Source organism: Kaistia dalseonensis (genome assembly GCF_030814715.1).
GTDB classification, from domain to species: domain Bacteria; phylum Pseudomonadota; class Alphaproteobacteria; order Rhizobiales; family Kaistiaceae; genus Kaistia; species Kaistia dalseonensis.
On record NZ_JAUSVO010000003.1, the window covers coordinates 294,645 to 312,830 of the forward strand.

The window sequence follows — 18,186 nt, forward strand, 5'->3', positions numbered from 1 at the left end:
GATGCGATAGAGGCCGGCGAGGCGACAGAGGAAGATTTCCATGAGCGGGCGGCGGGCGGTAACCTACGCCAGATTTTCAACGGAGCTGCAAAGTGATCGCTCGATCGAGGATCAACAGGCACTCTGCCATGCTTACGCCACCCGGAACAGCCTGACGGTCATTGCCGACTATGCCGATCGCGCCCGCTCCGGCGCATCGATTATCGGCCGCGAAGGCCTGATCGCCATGATGGAGGCAGCCCGCGACCGGCACTTTGACGTGCTGGTCGTCGAAGCGCTCGACCGCATTTCCCGCGACATGGAGGATCTGGCGGCGCTGCATAAGCGACTGAGCTTCGCCGGCATTGACATCGTGGCCGTGCATGAGGGCAAGGCCGATACGCTGACGATCGGCCTGCGCGGCCTCATTGGCCAGATGTTTCGTGAGGACAATGTCCATAAGGTGCGCCGCGGTATGGCTGGCGTGGTCCGCGATGGCCGCCACGCTGGCGGTCGCGCCTATGGCTATCGGCCGATCGCGGGGCGCCCCGGCGAGCTCGAGATCGTCGAGACCGAGGCTGCTATCATCCGCCAGATCTTCGAGGCCTATGCGGCAGGGGAATCGCCCCGCGCGATTGCCGGCCGGCTCAATGCGGAGGGCGTCCCGCCGCCGCGCGGCCAGCGCTGGAACGCATCGACGATCAACGGATCGCGACAGCGCGCCACGGGCATTATCCAGAACGCGCTCTATGGCGGCGAGATTGTATGGAATCGCGTGCGCATGGTGCGTGATCCGGAAACGGGGCGTCGCGTCTCTCGCATGAATGCCGAGGACGAATTCCAGCGCGCGCCGGCTCCGCATCTGAAGATCATAGACGACGACATTGTCCGCTTGGCACGCAATCGGAAACTGTCGCGGTCGACGCAACAGCCGCGCGGCCGACAGTCAAAGCGCCTCCTGTCTGGGCTGCTGCGCTGTGGCGCATGTGGCGGCGGCATGACGTCGGTTGGCAGCGATCGAGTCGGCCATCGCGTCATGTGCTCGACGCATAGGGAGAGCGGCGCATGCGAGAACAGCGCGCGCTATTACGTCGAGAAGATCGAGGCGGCAGTGCTTCGCGGGCTCGGCCATGCGCTGGCGGATCCAGAGCTCGTGCGCGCCTATGTGGAAGCCTATCGCGAGGAGCGGCAGCGGGCGGCGGCCCATGCGCGCAATCGCCGGGCAGGGATCGAGCGGCGCATTGCCGACGCCGGCAGCGCCCTCGCGCGCCTCGTTGACGCCGTAGCGGATGGCATGCTGACCAAAGAGGATGTTGCCGATCGAACAGCGGCGTTGCGTCAGCAAAAGCGCGAGGCAGAGGCGGAACTTGCCCTTGCGGCCGAGCCGACCAAGGTTGTCGAGCTTCATCCCCAGGCCATTCGGCGCTTTGCCGAAAATATCCAGACGCTCGGCGATGTCCTGACGGCGCGAGGCCAACCCGATCAGGCCATGATCGCGCAGTTCCGACAACTTGTTGAGAGTGTCGTGGTCTCGCCACGAAAGGCCGGAGAACCCTACGAAGTATGGCCCATGGGCCACCTCGCCGCCCTGATGGGGCTGTCGGCCGAATTGGTGGTAGCGGAGGAGGGACTTGAACCCCCGACACGCGGATTATGATTCCGCTGCTCTAACCAGCTGAGCTACTCCGCCCCAAGGCCTGCGGCCTGACAACGACCCGTCACCGGATCGTTGTGGACGCGCAGCTTATAGGAAGCGCGGGGAAGGCCTGTCAAGCATGGTGGCGCAAATGCCCACCATGACGTGATCGTTCCTCAGACCCGCTCGAAGACGAGCAGGGTGAAGAAACCGATCGGGCCGATGCGGCGACGATCCACGAGGCGCAGGTCGCTGCGGCCGAGAATGCGATCGACCGAGAAATCCATGTGCCAGCCGAGCGAGGACGAGAGCGGCGCCATCTTCTCGCCGAACCATTTGCGCCAGCCCTTCTGGTCGGCGAAATGGCTGACCAGCACCACGGCGCCGCCGGGCTTCGTAACGCGGGCGAGCTCCGACATGACGGCCTGCGGATCGGGCACGACGGTCAGCACGAACATGGCGACCGACGCGTCGAAGCTGGCATCGGCGGCGCTCAAATCACCGGCATCGGCTTCTTCGAGCGCGACGATATTGGTGAGCCGGTCCTTGCGGACGCGTTCGCGCGCGACATCGAGCATGTCCGGGCTCAGATCGATGCCCGTGATGCGATGGTCGGTCTTGTAGTGCGGCAGCGATATGCCGGTGCCGACGCCGCATTCGAGCAAATGGCTCGGCGGCAGTTCATTCAGGAATGCCACCGCCGCGCGGCGGCCGGAATCGAAGACATAGCCGAAGACCCAGTCATAGACCGGCGCCCAGCGCGCATAGGCCGTCTTCACGGCCGTCTCGTCGATCCGCGAGGACTTGCGGCTCGCACGCCCCGTGGAAAACGACTTCCACTTTCGCGCCACGTCTTCGAAAAAATCCGGCATGTCTCTCCCTCAGATAGCTACGCCTTGAGGCTCAACGAGCCGCCGCAGCGCACGTTCCGCTTCGCCCGCGCGCTCGGTGCGGCCGATCCAGCCACCGCCCAGCACGCGCGCGCCCTCGCCTTCGCCCGCATAGAACACGCAGGCCTGACCGGGCGCGACGCCCGTCTCGCCGCCGAGCAGATCGACCAGCGTTTCCCCATCGCGCCGCATCAGCAGCGCCGCCTGGGGCGCGCGCGTCGAACGCACGCGGGCGTAGATCTCGAGCCCATCCTCGCCGATCGCGTCGAGCGGCTGGTCGCCCAGCCAGTTGACGTTGCGCAGCACCAGACGCTTGGCGGCCAATGCCTCGCGCGGACCGACGATGACGCGGCTGCGCTCGGCATCGAGATGGATGACGTAGAGCGGTTCGCCGAACGCCACCCCAATGCCGCGACGCTGGCCTACCGTATAATGGATGATGCCTTCATGACGGCCGACGACCCGGCCATCGATGTGGACGATATCGCCCGCTTCCGCCGCGCCCGGCTTCAGCCGCTCGATCACGTCGGAATATTTGCCGCTCGGCACGAAGCAGATGTCCTGGCTGTCGTGCTTGTCGGCGATCTCGAGCCCGAGATCGCGCGCGATCGCCCGTGTCTCCGGCTTGGTCAAGCCGCCGAGCGGAAAGCGGATGAAGTCGAGCTGTTCCGGCGTGGTCGCGAAGAGAAAATAGCTCTGGTCGCGGTCGAGATCGGCCGGCCGATACATGGCGCGCCCGCCGCCGACCAGCGGCCGGGTCGTGACGTAATGGCCTGTCGCGAGCGCCGCAGCGCCCAGTTCGCGCGCGGTCGTCAGCAGGTCAGAGAACTTGACCGTCTGGTTGCACGAGACACAGGGGATCGGCGTCTCGCCGGCGATGTAGCTCTCGGCAAAGCTGTCGATGACGGCCTTGCGGAAGCGCTCTTCATAATCGAGCACATAATGGGGAATATCGAGCCGCTCGGCGACGCGGCGGGCATCATGGATGTCCTGGCCGGCGCAGCAGGCGCCCTTGCGATGCGTGGCGGCGCCATGGTCGTAGAGCTGGAGCGTCATGCCGACGACATCGTAGCCTTGCCGCTTCAGCAGCCCCGCGACGACGGACGAATCGACACCGCCCGACATGGCGACGACGATGCGCGTATCTTCTGGGCGTCCGGGAAGATCGAGGCTGTTGAACATGACGCTACTGCTTTGTCGCGTTGTCGCGCCAAGACGATCGAGGGCACGACGACACAAGGCGATGCGGCCCGAGCCGCGAAGGTTGAGCGGAATATAACGGCGATCTTAGCATCTTCAAGGCGAAGCGTCTGTGATCCCAGCCATAGGCCGCCGACGCGTCCCCACCCGGGGCAGTCGCCGCTCGTTGAAGAAACACATCACCGATTGCCGGAAATAGCTGCAACTCTTACCGAATTGCAATGACGCGCTTAGCCAAAATTTAAGGGGCGCTCCGTAATCTCTCCTCCGACAAGGTCAGGTTGAGTGTGAGAGTAGAATGACCGAACAGATTCGTCCGCGCGTCAAATACGTGATCGGACCTGACGGCAGCCCGCTGACGATCGCGGATCTTCCGCCGCGCGACACGAAACGCTGGGTCATCCGGCGTAAGGCGGAAGTCGTGGCGGCCGTGCGCGGGGGACTGCTGAGCCTCGAGGAGGCATGCCAGCGCTATACGCTGACCGTCGAGGAGTTCATCTCCTGGCAGCAATCGATCGACCGTCACGGTCTCGCGGGCCTTCGCACCACACGCATTCAACAATATCGTCAGTAGTTCGCGTCGAATATACGAGTTCAACTTCGAAAGGCCGGCACAGCGCCGGCCTTTCCTTTTTGGCCGACGAGACGTCAGAGCGTCAGGATCTCGCCCACGGCCGGCACCAGCACCGCCGTATCCGAACCCTGCATCGCGTCGACAAAGGCGTCAGCAGTGGCGTCGATCATCGGGAACGTGCCGTAATGGCACGGCAGCACCGTCTCGAAGTGGAAGAAGCGCCGGGCCGCCAGCGCCGCCACGGCGCCGCCCATGGTGAAGCGGTCGCCGATCGGCAGAATGCCGATCTTGGGTTGGTAGATCTCGTCGATCAGCGCCATGTCGGAGAAAATGTCGGTGTCGCCCGCGTGATAGAGCGTCCGTTCGCCCGGCGCACGGATGACTACGCCATGCGGGTGGCCGAGAGAATGCAGCACGCCGTTCTCGTCCAGAAAGCCCGACGAATGATGCGCGACCGTCAGCGAGACGCGAAAGGCGCCCTGGTCCGTGGTGCCGCCGGAATTCATCGGATCGACAGCCGGAGCGCCACGGCTGGCAAGAAAGCTGGCGAGATCGGCATCGGCGACGATCTTGGCGCCGGACGCCTTCGCGATTGCCACGGCGTCACCAACATGATCGCCATGGCCATGCGTCAGCAGAATATGGGTCACGCCCTCGCCCACAGCGGCGACATCGCCCTTGAAGCTGGGATTGCCCGTGAGAAACGGGTCGATCAGAATGGTCGCGCCGGCGATTTCGATGCGGAAGGCGGAATGGCCGAGCCAGGTCAATTTCATGAATGTCATCCTGCTGGTTGTTTTGCATTGCAATATGGCGTGCTATGCCGGTTTGGACAGCCCCCGCGCGGGCGCAAATCACGCTTGATGCAAGCGCCATTTATGCCGAACTCGTTGGAGGCCACGTGACAGATCTGGAAGCAACCGCGCCGCGATCGGAAAAGCGTGGCTTCATGAAGCGCCTTTTCGACAAGGTCATGGAGCTTTCCGCAGGCAAGCACGCGCTCTGGCTGCTCGCCGTCGTATCGTTCGCCGAGGCTTCCTTCTTCCCGATTCCGCCGGATCCGGTGCTGGCGGCGATCGTGCTGGCCAATCGCAAGCGCGCCTGGGTCGCGGCCCTCGTCTGCACGGCGGCCTCCGTGCTGGGCGGGCTCGCGGGCTATGCCATCGGCGCCGGCCTCTATGACGTCATCGGCGCGCCGGTGATCGCCTTCTATCATCTGGAGGACGCGTTCCACGCCTTCCAGGCCCGGTTCGAGGAATGGGGCGGATGGATCATCCTCGCCAAGGGCCTGACGCCGATCCCCTTCAAGCTCGTCACCATCGCCTCGGGCGTGGTGCACCTGAACCTCACCACCTTCGTGTTGGCGAGCCTCCTGACACGCGGCCTGCGCTTCTTCATCGTGGCCGGGCTGTTCTATGCCTTCGGCCCGCAGGCGCGCGCGATCATCGACAAGAATTTCCCGCTGGTGATGCTGATCGGGACGATCCTCGTCATCCTCGGCTTCGTCGCGATCATCTATATCTGAGACCGGAATGGCGGGAACCAACGTTACACTGGCCGAGCTGTCGCTGACCCTTCCGCCGGCTGCGGCGCTGATCGGTCTCGACCTCGGCACCAAGACCATCGGCGTCGCGATATCGGACCTGAGCCGCAACATCGCCTCGCCGCTGGTGCTCATCAACCGGCAGAAATTCACCGTCGACGTCGAGGCGCTGCTGAAGATCATCGCCACGCACCGCATCGCGGCGATCATCATCGGCCTGCCGCTCAACATGGACGGCTCCGAAGGCCCCCGCGCGCAGGCGACGCGCGCCTTCGTGCGCAACATGCTGCCGAAGATCGAGATCCCGGTCGCCTATTGGGACGAACGGCTCTCGACGGTCGCGGTGACGCGGACGCTGATCGAGGCCGACACCAGCCGCAAGCGCCGAGGCGAGCTGGTCGACAAGATGGCTGCGGCCTTCATCCTGCAGGGCGCGCTCGACCGCCTCGGCCGGATCGAGCGCGATCGCGACGAAGAGGCCGATTAGAGCATCGGACCGAAAAGTGGAGTCCGGTTTTCGGATCGATCCGATGCGAAGACAAAGAGATAGATCGCCACGCATCCGGCAGGACGCAGGGCGATTCAAGCGCGTGGGCAGACATAATCCACGAAGGCGCGCGCATCGAAGCGCGCATCCAGCATGCCATAGGTCGAGCGCCACGGCTTGCCGAGGCGTGATTCCAGGAACGCATCGGCGATGACGGCCGGGAAGCGGCGCCGCAGGGCGGCGGCCGCGACGGTCATGGCCAACTGCTCCGTCAGGATGCGGGCCGAGCCCTCATCGGCCAGCGCCACGGCGGTGGCCGCGCGCAGCACGTTCAGCGTCGAGCGGGCGGCCTGGCCGAGCCCGTCCTCGATCACGCGCAGGACGGCCTCCAGCGGATCGGAGGAGCGGCGCAGCACGCGCATCACGTCGAGGCCGAGAATATTGCCGGGGCCATCCATCAGCGGCAGCGCCATCGCATCGCGATACATCCGCGCCAGCGGGTTCTCCTCGACATAGGCATTGCCGCCGGCGCATTCGATCGCCTCGGCGATGATGGACGGCGTGACCTTGGTGATCCAGTATTTGACGACGGGCGTCATCAGCCGGGCAAATGCCGCCTCGACCGGATTATCGTGGCTGCGATCAATCGCCTCGGCCAAGCGGAAGACGAGCGCGGTTGCGGCCGTCACGTCGAGCGCCATGTCGGCCAGCACGCGCGTCATCAGCGGCTGGTCGATCAGCGGCGCGCCGAAGGCACGGCGATGCCGCGCCGCATGGACCGCATCCGCCAGCGCCGCGCGCGCTAGGCCAGCCGACGTCATGGCGGCATCGAGGCGGGTGAGCGTCACGGTCTCGGCGATGGTCGAGACGCCACGCCCGACCTCGCCGACGAGATAGCCCGTCGTGCCGGGAAATTCGATCTCGGCGGCCGCGTTGGAGCGCATGCCGAGCTTGTCCTTGAGGCGGATCAGCCGGATCGGATTGCGCTTGCCGTCCGGCAGGAAGCGCGGCACGAGGAAGAAAGAAAGCCCCTCCAGCGTCTGGGCCAGCACGAGAAGGGCGTCGCTCATCGGCGCGGAGACGAACCATTTATGGCCGATGATGCGATGCGTGCCGTCGCTGGTCGGGTCTGCCCGCGTCGAACTGGAGCGAAGGTCTGAGCCGCCCTGCTTCTCGGTCGTCGCGAAGGCGAAGAGCGCCCCCGTTTTCTGCGCGGTCGGCAGCACGCGCGAATCATAGCGCCGCGAGCGCACCATCGGCAGCCAGGTCTCGGCGAGCGCCGGGGCATGGGCGAGTGCCGCGACACCAGCGCTCGTGGTCGACATCGGGCCGAGATGGCCCGCCTCGACCTGCGCCGTCATGTAAATGCGCGCGCCACGCGCGACCGAACGCACGCTCGATTCGTCGCCGCTCGCATCCCAGATCGAGGCCTGCAGGCCGGCCGCGACGCTCCGGCGCATCAGCGCGTGATAAGCGGGGTGGAACTCGACGAGATCGGCGCGCCGGCCGAGCGCGTCATGCGTCTTCAGCGTCGGAGACGCCGTATTGGCGAGCCGCGCGAGATCGCTCATCTCGGCCGTTCCCCACTGGCTGCCATGGGTCGAAAGACCATCGACAACCGGCTGCGGCAATCCCTCAACCAGCGCCGCGAGCACGGGATCGGACGCATAGAGGTTCACACCGACGCGCGGCGAAACCTGATTGCCGACCTCATGCGTCTCGAAATCCAGCGAAACCATGCCGCTCCCAGCCCCGTCCAAACATCGCGCGACTATGTCCCGCTCAGGTTAATAGGGGGAAAAGGCGCAAGTGTCTCTCTCCTCACGCACAATCGGCGGATTTGGCATCGATGCGGCGGTTTTACCGCCGCTTCGGCCCGGGCCGGCCCTTGGGCGGCAGCGACGGACGGCCGGGTGGACGGCGAAATCCGCGCTCGGTGACCTTGCGCGCGCCCTTGGGCAGGATCTTGCCATCCGACAGCAATTCGAATCTGAGCGCGCCTGCGACCGGGGCGACTTCGACGAGCTTGACCTCGACGCGGTCGCCGAGCTGGTACATCTCGCCGTAGCGTGCGCCGATCACGGCGTGGCGCGCCTCGTCATATTCGTAGAAATCCGAGCCGACGCCGCTCATCGGCACGAAGCCATCGGCATTGGTCTCGTCGAGCTTGACGAAGAGGCCCGAACGAGTGACGCCGGCGATGCGGCCCTGGAAGCTCGCGCCGATGCGATCGGCGAGCCAATGCGCCACGAGACGATCGATCGTCTCGCGCTCGGCCGCCATGGCGCGGCGCTCGGCGCCCGAAATCTCCTGGGCGATCGCCTCCAGCTCGGTCTCAATGCCGTCCTGCAACCCACCCTCGCCCATTTCGAGCGAGCGGATCAGCGCGCGATGTACGATGAGATCGGCATAGCGACGGATCGGCGAGGTGAAATGGGCGTAGCGGCGAAGATTGAGGCCGAAATGGCCGATATTCTCCGGGCTGTAGACGGCCTGGCTCTGCGAGCGCAGCACGACCTCGTTCACGACAGCGGCGTGCTCGCTCTCCTTCACCTTCTCCAGGATCAGGTTGAAATGGCTCGGCCTGAGATTGCCGCTCTTCGGCAGGTTCATCTCGATCGAGGTGAGAAACTGCCGCAGGGCTTCGAGCTTGGCGAGCGAAGGCGCGTCGTGGACGCGATAGACCAGTGGCGATTTCCGCCGCTCCAGCGTTTCCGCCGCCGCGACATTCGCCTGGATCATGAACTCTTCGACGAGCTTGTGCGCGTCGAGGCGCTCCGGCACGATGATCTTCTCGATCGCGCCATCCGCGCCGACGATCACCTTGCGCTCGGGCAGATCGAGATCGAGCGGCTCGCGATTGTCGCGCCCGCGCTTCATGATCTCATAGGCGGCCCAGAGCGGCTTCAGGACGGGTTCGAGCAGCGGGCCGGTCTTGTCGTCGGGCCGGCCGTCGATCGCCGCCTGCGCCTGCGGATAGGCGAGCTTCGCGGCCGAGCGCATCATGATGCGCTGGAACCAGTGGAACTTCTTCTTGCCTTCGGCGGTGAACTGCATCTTCACCGCGATGGCCGGACGATCCTCGCCCTCGCGCAACGAGCAGAGATCGTTCGAGATCCGCTCCGGCAGCATCGGCACGACACGGTCGGGGAAATAGACCGAATTGCCGCGCCGCAAAGCCTCGCGGTCGAGGGGCGAATTGGGGCGGACGTACCAGGCGACATCGGCGATCGCCACGGAGACCAGATAACCGCCGGGATTCTCCGGATCGGGGTCCGGCTCGGCAAAGACCGCGTCGTCATGGTCCTTGGCGTCGGCCGGATCGATGGTGACGAGCGGGATATGGCGCCAGTCCTCGCGTCCCGCGAGCGGCGCCGGCCTGGCCTTTTCGGCGGCTTCGAGAACCTGGGTCGGGAAGATGTAGGGAATGTCGTGCGCGTGAATGGCGATCATGCTGACCGCCTTCTCGCTCGTCATCTCGCCGATGACTTCGCCGACCCGGGCGCGGGCGAGACCATAGCGCCCGAGGCGCTTCACCTCGACGGCGACGAGATCGCCATCCTTGGCGCCATTCATGTCGTCGGGATCGACCAAAAACTCTTTCTGCTTGCGATCGACCGGCTCGACCCGCGCGCCACCGCCCGGCGTCACACGGATCACGCCCAGCGTCGAAGCGGGCCGCTTCTCCAGGACCTTTATGATCCGCCCGGTATAGGCGAATTCGAGCTCGTCCTTGGTCGCGGGATCGACATGGGCGAGGATGCGGTCACCAATGCCGGGTGCCGGCACGATCGGCTTGCCCTTGCCCTGCACGAGCAGCACGCGCGGCGGACCGGCATGGTCGGCATCCCAATTGACCGGCTGGGCGACGAAATCGCCATCGGCATCGCGATCGACGATGTTGAGCACGCTGACGGCCGGAAGGTCGCCGACGCGGGTCAGGCGCTTCTGGCGCTTTTCGACGAGGCCATCCTCGCCGAGTTCCTTCAGCATGCGTTTGAGCGCGATCCGCGCGCCGCCGGAAATGCCGAAGGCCTTCGCGATCTCGCGCTTTCCGGCCTGGCCGGGATGTTCGGCGATGAAGGTCAGGAGCTGTTCGCGCGTCGGCATCCCGTTGGCGGGCGGCGGCTCGACGGGCGCGACGACCTTGGAACGCGTCGCGTGTCGCGCGCCGGGCGTCCTGGTCTTGGTGGGCTTTGTGGGAGTGTCTGGCGTCTTGGCCAAGTAATTAATGTCCAGTTCGGAAATGCGGGTCGGGGGCCAATCGCCCCCGCCGCCTCTCCCCATCGGGAGAGGGTAAAGAATGGCCGGCCCTGCCTCATCTGGCAACTGCCGGCATGGGAGGCGCCCTATTCGGCGGACGCCTTCTTGCTATTCGGCGGACGCCTTCTTGGCGGCGGCCTTCTTGGCCGGCGCTTTCGCAGTCGTCGCCTTCTTGACCGCGGGAGCCTTGGCGGCAGTCGCCTTGGCAGCGGCCTTCGGCTTGGTGGCGCGCGCCTTGGGCGCCGGTGCCTTGCCGGCCTTCTCGGCGATCAACGCAACCGCCGCATCCAGCGTCACCGATTCCGGCGGCAGGGTCTTCGGCAATGTGGCGTTGACGGCGCCATGCTTGACATAGGGACCGTATTTGCCGGCATGCACCGTGACCGGCCCGCCTAATGTCGGGTGGTCGCCCAGCGTCTTCAAGGGTTCGGCACCGGCGCGCGCCGGTCGCCCGCCACGCGCGGCCTTCTCGGCGATGACCGAGACGGCGCGGTTGAGTCCGACGGTGAAGACCTCGTCGACGCTGTCGAGATTGGCATATTTGCCGTCGTGCAGAACGAAGGGGCCGTAGCGCCCGATGCCGGCCTGGATCGGCTTGCCGTCCTCCGGATGCAAGCCGACTTCGCGCGGCAGCGCCAGCAGCGACAGCGCCTTTTCAAGGTCGATGCTCGCCGCCTCCCAGCCCTTGGGCAGGCTGGAACGCTTCGGCTTTTCCTTGCCCTCGGCCTCGCCGAGCTGAACATAGGCGCCGAAGCGGCCCGAGCGCAGCGTCACGTCGAGGCCGGTTTCCGGGTCCTTGCCGAGCACCTTGGTGCCATCGACGCCGAGCACGGCGCCGTTTTCACCGCCCTCGCCGGGCGAAGCCTCGTCGCCCTGCGCCACGAGCTGGCGCGTATAGCGGCATTCGGGATAGTTCGAGCAGCCGATGAAGGCGCCGAACTTGCCGAGCTTCAGCGAAAGCTTGCCTGTGCCGCAATTCGGGCAGGCGCGCGGATCGCCGCCGTCGGCGCGTTCCGGGAAGATATGCGGGCCGAGCAGATCATTGAGCGCGTCGAGCACCTGCGTGACGCGCAGATCCTTGGTCTCGCCGACATTGGCCGAGAATTGCTGCCAGAATTCGCGCAGCACGTCCTTCCACGCAATCTCGCCGGCCGAGATCTGGTCGAGCTTTTCCTCGAGATCCGCCGTGAAATCATATTCGACGTAACGAGCGAAGAAGCTCTGCAGGAAGGCAGTGACCAGCCTGCCCTTGTCCTCGGGAACGAGACGCTTCTTCTCGATCTTCACATATTCGCGGTCGCGCAGAACGGTCAGCGTCGCGGCATAGGTCGAGGGCCGGCCGATGCCGAGCTCTTCCATGCGCTTGACCAGCGTCGCCTCGCTATAGCGCGGCGGCGGCTCGGTGAAATGCTGGTTGGCCTCGATGGCGCGCTTCTCCAGCGTCTCGCCCTTTTCGATGCGCGGCAGGCGGCCGTCCTCCTCGTCGCCCTCCTCGTCCTTGTCCTCATTATAGAGGGCGAGGAAGCCATCGAATGTCAGCACCTGGCCGGAGGCGCGCAGATCGAGCTTGCGCCCGCCGGCCTCGACCAGAATGTCGACGCTGGTGCGCTGCAATTCGGCCGATTCCATCTGGCTCGCCACGGTGCGCTTCCAGATCAGCTCATAGAGCCTGGCCTGGTCGGCATCGAGATGGCGCGAGACCTCGCGCGGACGGCGGCTCGGATCCGTCGGGCGGATCGCCTCATGCGCCTCCTGGGCGTTCTTGGCCTTGACCTGATAACGGCGCGGCGCATCGGGCAGATGGCGCGGCGAGAAATCCTGCCCGATCACGCCACGGAGCGCGACGACCGCCTCCGGCGCCATGTCGACACCGTCGGTTCGCATATAGGTGATGAGACCAACCGTCTCGCCGCCAATATCGACGCCCTCGTAAAGGCGCTGCGCGATCTGCATGGTGCGGTTCGGCGCGAAGCCGAGCTTGCGGCTCGCTTCCTGCTGCAAGGTCGAGGTGGTGAACGGCGCGAAGGGATGACGCTTGGCCGGCTTCGATTCGACATCGGCCACCGTATAGCGGCCGGCATCGAGCGCCTGGCGGAAGGCCTCCGCCTCCTCGGCCGTGCCGACATCGAGGCGGGCGATCTTCTTGCCGTCGGCGCCGACGAGGCGGGCTTCGAACTCGTCGCCGCGCGGCGTCGCGAGGCGGGCGACCAGCGACCAGTATTCGCGGCGCTTGAAGCTCTCGATCTCGCTCTCGCGATCGCAGACCAGGCGAAGCGCCACGGACTGGACACGACCGGCCGAACGCGCGCCGGGCAGCTTGCGCCACAAGACCGGGGAGAGCGTGAAGCCGACCAGATAGTCGAGCGCGCGGCGCGCCAGATAGGCATCGACCAGCGCCTCGTCGATCGGCCGCGGATTCTTCATCGCCTCGAGGACGGCCTGCTTGGTGATCGCGTTGAAGACCACGCGCTCGACCGGCTTGTCCTTGAGGGCGCGCTTCTGCTTCAACACTTCCAGGACGTGCCAGGAGATGGCCTCACCCTCGCGATCCGGATCGGTTGCGAGAATGATGCGGTCGGCCGTCTTCGCCATGGCCGCCATTTCGGTGAGCCGCTTGGCCGATTTCGGATCGGCCTCCCAGCTCATCGCGAAATCCTCGTCCGGCAGGACCGAGCCATCCTTCGACGGCAGATCACGGACATGGCCATAGGACGCCACGACCTGATAGGCCGAGCCCAGATATTTGTTGATCGTTTTCGCCTTTGCAGGCGATTCCACGATGACGAGATTCATTAATGCCATTTACGAACAGGCCGGAGGAGCGACGACGCCCAAGCCAGCGGAAATTGAAAACGTGACTGCGAGGCCACCCCGCTGCCACAGGGGGCGGGATCGGGCAGGACAATCCGGGAAAGCACCCGGCCTGTCAATCAAGCGGCGGAAACACAACCTGATTGCTCCCTATGATTGTATTTATCCATAGACGCAACTATTGATGAATGTGCCCGTCAAGTCCTATAGTGCCGATGGCTGATTCAAGCAGCCGATGGCCTTGGGCGGCGACGGGTTCGGGGGAACGATGGGCGATGCTTCGAGCGACGAAGGACGGCATGCCATTGCCGGCTATATAGGTAGGATGGCCGGCGAATTGCGAGACCTCGCAAGCAATGCCGATCTCAACTTCCTCGCCTATCTCACCGCCATGCTCGAGGAAGAGGCGCTTTCCACGGCCAATCACTATGCCGTCGCCAAGCGCGACGCCACGGATCGCACGCCCCCATCCGATGCCCGGACGCGGCGCACCTCCAGCAACGGCCGGTAGTCTCAGCCGATCAGGGCGACACGCTGGCCGGGATGGCGCTCGATGCGGCCGGCGAGGTCGAGCTCGATCAACAGCACCTGAACCGTCGCGGCGCGAAGCCCGGTAAAGCGGATCAACTCGTCGACCTGGACCGGAGTCGGCCCCAGCGCCTCGATCAGCAAGGCGCGGTCGCGATCATCCGGCACCACCGATCCGGGCGACTGCGCGCCCTCCCCTTCGGGCTCCGACCAGTTGGGGGGAGCGACGAAGGCGTGGCCGATCATCGGCCCGACGACCTCCAGAACGTCCGAGGCGGTCGTGACCAGATGCGCACCTTCCTTGATCAGCCGGTTCGTGCCGGCCGCGCGCGGATCGAGCGGCGAGCCCGGCACGGCGAAGACGATGCGTCCCTGCTCGCCGGCGAGTCGCGCGGTGATGAGCGAGCCCGACCGTTCCGCAGCCTCGATGACGAGCGCACCCACCGACATGCCCGAGACGAGCCGGTTCCGGCGCGGAAAATCCCGCGCGCGCGGCTCCCAGCCGAGCGGCATCTCCGAGAGATGTGCGCCGCCGCGCTCCAGGATCGCCTCGGCGAGCGCGGCATTTTCCGGCGGATAGAGCCGGTCGAGCCCGCCGGCAAAGACAGCGACCGTGCCGCCGTCGAGTGCCGCCTCGTGAGCCGCCGCATCGATGCCCCGCGCCAGGCCCGAGGCAATGGCGAACCCGGCTTCTCCAAGGCCGCGCGCCAAGATCTGCGCCATCTTGCGCCCCGCGACGGACGCGCTTCTGGCGCCGACGATCGCGATCATGGGCTGGCGCAGCAAATCGCCGCTTCCGCCGCGAATCGAGATCAGCGGCGGCGGCGCGTCGATCTCGCGCAGCCAGGGCGGATAGTCCGGCTCGCCAATGGCGACCAGGCGGCCACCCAGGCGGGCGAGCGCCGCGATCTCCCGTTCCGCCTCCGCCTGACCGGCGATGCTGATGCGCCGGCCGCTGCGCACGGCGAGATCGGGCAGCGCCTCGATCGAGGCGGCTGCCGAGCCGAAATGATTGAGCAGGTCCCGAAACGTCGCCGGGCCGACATTCTCGCTGCGGATCAGCCTGAGCCAGGCGACGCGCTGTTGATCGGTGAGCCGGATGCCGCGCGGAGAAGCCATCGCCGCGCCGACCATCGCCTAACCCTTCTGGCCGATGCGGCCTTCGGTCCCGGCCAGGAGCCGCGCGATATTCGGTCGATGCTTGATCCAGATGATGATGGTGAGCAGCGCGAAGGCCGCCGCCTTCGGATAATCGCCGAGCGCGAGAAAGACGACGGGGGTCAAGAGGCTGGCGAGCAGCGCCGCCAGCGACGAATAGCGACTGACGACCGCGACCGCGAGCCAGACCACCGCAAAGGCGAGCGCCACATGCCAGGAGAGCCCGATCAGCACGCCGAGAAAGGTCGCGACGCCCTTGCCACCGCGAAAGCCGAGCCAGGCACAGAAGACATGGCCGAGAAAGGCGCCAACGCCGGCAAGAATGGCGGCTTCCGGCCCCCAATGCCCCGCGATCAGCACGGCGACCGTGCCCTTCAGCGCATCGCCGATCAATGTTCCGGCCGCAAGCCATTTGTTGCCGGTCCGGAGCACATTGGTGGCGCCGATATTGCCGGAGCCGATCGCACGGATATCACCGAGGCCGGCGAAATAGGTCAGGATCAGACCAAACGGGATCGAGCCGAACAGATAGCCGAGAATGAGCATGCCGCTCGCAATCGGAAAACCGAGATCCCAACCGAAAGCCTGCGGCATTCGCTTCCCCTAGAGCATGTCGCGCGACGAGGCCCGCCCCGGCGGCCCCGATTCCATTCAATCGCCAGCGTAGGCGTAGACAGTCCGGCCCGCAACGATTGTGCGCAGCACGCGGCCCTCGAAACGGGCCCCTTCGAACGGCGTGTTCTTGGAGCGCGAATGCAGGCGGTCGGCGTCGCAGATCCACGGCATGCCGATATCGACGACGATCAGATCGGCCGGCGCACCGGCCGTCAGGCGGCCGGTATCGAGGCCGAGCAGTTCGGCCGGCCGGGTCGACAGCGCCCGCGCCAAGGCGAGCAGATCCGCATCGCCATTATGGACCAGGCGAAGCGAGGCGGCGAGCAGCGTCTCCAGCCCGACGGCACCGTCGGCGGCTTCCGCGAAGGGATGCCGCTTGGTGTCGACATCCTGCGGGTCGTGGCTCGACACGATGACGTCGATCGAGCCATCGGCGACACCCTCCATCATCGCCTGCCGGTCATCTTCCGAGCGAAGCGGCGGCGAGAGGCGGAAGAAGGTGCGATAGGGCCCGATATCGCGTTCGTTCAGCGTCAGATGCGTGACCGAGACACCGCAGGAAACGGCCAGACCGTCCTTCTTGGCGCGACGGATGACGGCAAGCGATTCCGCGCAGGAGATCTGTGCAGCGTGGTAGCGGCCGCGCGTCAGCGCCGCGAGGCGAACGTCACGCTCCAGCATGATGATCTCGGCCTCCTTCGGAATGCCGGAGAGGCCGAGCCGGGTTGCCGTCTCGCCCTCGTTCATCACGCCCGAGCCGGTCAGGTCGGGATCGGCGGGATGATGCATGATCAGCGCGCCGAAATCGCGCGCATAGGTCAGCGCGCGCCGCAGCACGAGCGCATTGGTGATCGAGTGCCGGCCATCCGTGAAGCCGACAGCGCCGGCCCCCTTCAGCAGGCCGAATTCAGTCATCTCGCGGCCTTCGAGGCCCTTGGTCAGGGCCGCCATCGGCAGCACGCGTACCTTGGCGGTGTCGCGGGCGCGGCGGGCGATGAAATCGACCAGCGCTACATCGTCTATGACCGGATCAGTATCCGGCATGGTCACGATGGTGGTGACGCCGCCGGCCGCCGCCGCCTGCCCCGCCGAGGCGAAGGTTTCGCGATGCTCGCCGCCGGGCTCGCCGACGAAGACGCGCATGTCGATCAGGCCGGGCATGACCACCGCGCCGCGGCAATCCACGATCTCGGCGCCTTCGGGCTTCGATTGCGCGGCCGCACCGGGGCCAGCGGCGACAATCCGGCCGTCGACGACGATCACCGAACCGCGCGCATCGAGCTTCTGCGCGGGATCGACGATGCGGGCATTTTCAAGAACGAGCGGACGGGCAGGCTCGGCGAGGCGGTCCATCGTCATTGCGCCTCTCATGCGTTGGGAAGATTCTGGGCGAGCGCTTCGAGCACCGCCATGCGGACGGCGACGCCCATCTCGACCTGCTCGCGGATCAGGCTCTGCGGCCCGTCGGCGATGGCGGAATCGATCTCGACGCCGCGATTCATCGGGCCCGGATGCATCACGAGCGCGTCCGGCTTCGCAAAGGCGAGCTTTTCGGCATCGAGGCCGAAGAAATGGAAATATTCGCGCACCGAGGGCACGAAGGAACCGTCCATCCGCTCGCGCTGGAGGCGCAGCATCATGACGATATCGACATCCTTCAGCCCTTCGCGCATGTCGGTGAAGATCGTGACGCCGAGCCGGTCGAGCGCCTTGGGCAGCAAGGTGGATGGCCCGATGCAGCGGACCTGCGCGCCGAGCGCGTTCAGGAGCAGGATGTTCGAGCGGGCGACGCGCGAATGCAGGATGTCGCCGCAGATCGCGACCTTGAGCTGGCCGATATCGCCCTTGTGGCGGCGTATGGTGAGCGCGTCGAGCAGCGCCTGGGTCGGATGCTCGTGCGCGCCGTCGCCGGCATTGATGACCGAGCAGCCGACCTTCTGCGCCAGCAATTGCACCGCGCCCGCGGCGTGATGGCGCACGACCAGTATGTCGGGGTTCATCGCGTTCAGCGTCATCGCGGTATCGATGAGCGTCTCGCCCTTCTTCACCGAGGAGGAGCCGACCGACATGTTCATGACGTCGGCGCCGAGCCGCTTGCCGGCGAGCTCGAACGAGGACTGGGTCCGCGTCGAGGCCTCGAAGAAGAGGTTGATCTGGGTTCGGCCGCGAAGGACGGATTTCTTCTTCTCGACCTGCCGGCTGACCTCGACCGCCTCTTCGGCGAGATCGAGCAGGACCAGGATTTCCTCGGGAAGAAGGCCTTCAATGCCAAGCAAATGGCGGTGCGCGAACACCGCCGCGGGTGAGGCCGCGACCGGAATATTGAGCTTTGTCATTGAAGCGACCCCTATAGGCTGAAACCGCCTTTCCGGCAAGCCGGCAGCGAAGGCTGGCGCATTCGTCCACAAGCGGCCAGCTTCGTATCACAGAGCACTTCGGAGTCCGAATTTAATCAATCGGCTCCAATAGTTAGAATTGATGAGATCGCTTGACAAAATCCTG

Annotated in this window: 15 protein-coding genes and 1 tRNA gene; 5 read left to right on the top strand and 11 right to left on the bottom strand. The window is 65.8% G+C overall.

What is annotated here, in order from left to right:
• Positions 1 to 40: 40 nt before the first annotated feature.
• The gene (locus QO014_RS11930; protein ID WP_266349306.1) at positions 41 to 1,636 is read left to right on the top strand and encodes a recombinase family protein; all 1,596 of its coding nucleotides are present in this window, start codon (positions 41 to 43) and stop codon (positions 1,634 to 1,636) included.
• Here QO014_RS11930 and QO014_RS11935 read toward each other — a convergent pair.
• From QO014_RS11935 to mnmA, 3 genes are all read right to left on the bottom strand, one after another.
• Positions 1,593 to 1,669, bottom strand: a tRNA-Met gene (locus QO014_RS11935). The genes QO014_RS11930 and QO014_RS11935 overlap by 44 nt on opposite strands.
• A gap of 122 nt (positions 1,670 to 1,791) precedes the next feature.
• Complete coding sequence (locus tag QO014_RS11940; RefSeq protein ID WP_266348935.1) at positions 1,792 to 2,487, bottom strand: class I SAM-dependent methyltransferase; 696 nt, start codon at positions 2,485 to 2,487, stop codon at positions 1,792 to 1,794.
• A gap of 9 nt (positions 2,488 to 2,496) precedes the next feature.
• Entirely contained in the window at positions 2,497 to 3,687 is a 1,191-nt protein-coding gene (gene mnmA, locus QO014_RS11945) for a tRNA 2-thiouridine(34) synthase MnmA (protein ID WP_266348936.1), read from the bottom strand.
• Between the two features lie 316 nt (positions 3,688 to 4,003).
• Between mnmA and sciP the strand changes: the two genes are divergently transcribed.
• Complete coding sequence (gene sciP / locus QO014_RS11950; RefSeq protein WP_266348937.1) at positions 4,004 to 4,279, top strand: CtrA inhibitor SciP; 276 nt, start codon at positions 4,004 to 4,006, stop codon at positions 4,277 to 4,279.
• A 74-nt stretch (positions 4,280 to 4,353) separates the two neighbouring features.
• On the opposite strand, the gene QO014_RS11955 is transcribed toward sciP, so the two are convergent.
• On the bottom strand, positions 4,354 to 5,055 hold the full coding sequence (locus QO014_RS11955; protein WP_266348938.1) for a metal-dependent hydrolase: 702 nt from the start codon (positions 5,053 to 5,055) through the stop codon (positions 4,354 to 4,356).
• Between the two features lie 125 nt (positions 5,056 to 5,180).
• Here QO014_RS11955 and QO014_RS11960 point away from each other — a divergent pair, with 125 nt between their 5' ends.
• A complete protein-coding gene (locus tag QO014_RS11960; protein ID WP_266348939.1) occupies positions 5,181 to 5,804 on the top strand; it encodes a YqaA family protein in 624 nt (207 codons plus the stop codon).
• A 7-nt stretch (positions 5,805 to 5,811) separates the two neighbouring features.
• Positions 5,812 to 6,309 (top strand): Holliday junction resolvase RuvX, encoded by a 498-nt coding sequence (gene ruvX / locus QO014_RS11965; RefSeq protein WP_266348940.1) that lies wholly within the window; start codon positions 5,812 to 5,814, stop codon positions 6,307 to 6,309.
• Positions 6,310 to 6,404: 95 nt separating this feature from the next.
• On the opposite strand, the gene QO014_RS11970 is transcribed toward ruvX, so the two are convergent.
• The 3 genes from QO014_RS11970 to topA all read right to left on the bottom strand — a co-directional run bounded on the left by QO014_RS11970 (position 6,405) and on the right by topA (position 13,365).
• On the bottom strand, positions 6,405 to 8,048 hold the full coding sequence (locus tag QO014_RS11970; protein WP_266348941.1) for an acyl-CoA dehydrogenase family protein: 1,644 nt from the start codon (positions 8,046 to 8,048) through the stop codon (positions 6,405 to 6,407).
• 121 nt (positions 8,049 to 8,169) lie between these two features.
• Complete coding sequence (rnr, locus tag QO014_RS11975) at positions 8,170 to 10,533, bottom strand: ribonuclease R (protein ID WP_370877128.1); 2,364 nt, start codon at positions 10,531 to 10,533, stop codon at positions 8,170 to 8,172.
• A gap of 147 nt (positions 10,534 to 10,680) precedes the next feature.
• A complete protein-coding gene (gene topA, locus QO014_RS11980; protein WP_266349308.1) occupies positions 10,681 to 13,365 on the bottom strand; it encodes a type I DNA topoisomerase in 2,685 nt (894 codons plus the stop codon).
• Positions 13,366 to 13,651: 286 nt separating this feature from the next.
• Here topA and QO014_RS11985 point away from each other — a divergent pair, with 286 nt between their 5' ends.
• Positions 13,652 to 13,894, top strand: a complete 243-nt coding sequence (locus QO014_RS11985; protein WP_266348942.1) for a hypothetical protein — start codon at positions 13,652 to 13,654, stop codon at positions 13,892 to 13,894.
• A gap of 2 nt (positions 13,895 to 13,896) precedes the next feature.
• On the opposite strand, the gene dprA is transcribed toward QO014_RS11985, so the two are convergent.
• From dprA to QO014_RS12005, 4 genes are read right to left on the bottom strand one after another with little or no spacing between them, the layout of a single operon-like run.
• Positions 13,897 to 15,030: a DNA-processing protein DprA gene (gene dprA, locus QO014_RS11990; RefSeq protein ID WP_266348943.1), complete on the bottom strand. Its 1,134-nt coding sequence runs from the start codon at positions 15,028 to 15,030 to the stop codon at positions 13,897 to 13,899.
• 18 nt (positions 15,031 to 15,048) lie between these two features.
• A complete protein-coding gene (plsY, locus tag QO014_RS11995) occupies positions 15,049 to 15,663 on the bottom strand; it encodes a glycerol-3-phosphate 1-O-acyltransferase PlsY (RefSeq protein ID WP_266348944.1) in 615 nt (204 codons plus the stop codon).
• A 57-nt stretch (positions 15,664 to 15,720) separates the two neighbouring features.
• Positions 15,721 to 17,043, bottom strand: a complete 1,323-nt coding sequence (locus QO014_RS12000; protein ID WP_266348945.1) for a dihydroorotase — start codon at positions 17,041 to 17,043, stop codon at positions 15,721 to 15,723.
• 8 nt (positions 17,044 to 17,051) lie between these two features.
• Complete coding sequence (locus tag QO014_RS12005; protein WP_266348946.1) at positions 17,052 to 18,020, bottom strand: aspartate carbamoyltransferase catalytic subunit; 969 nt, start codon at positions 18,018 to 18,020, stop codon at positions 17,052 to 17,054.
• Positions 18,021 to 18,186 lie beyond the last annotated feature (166 nt).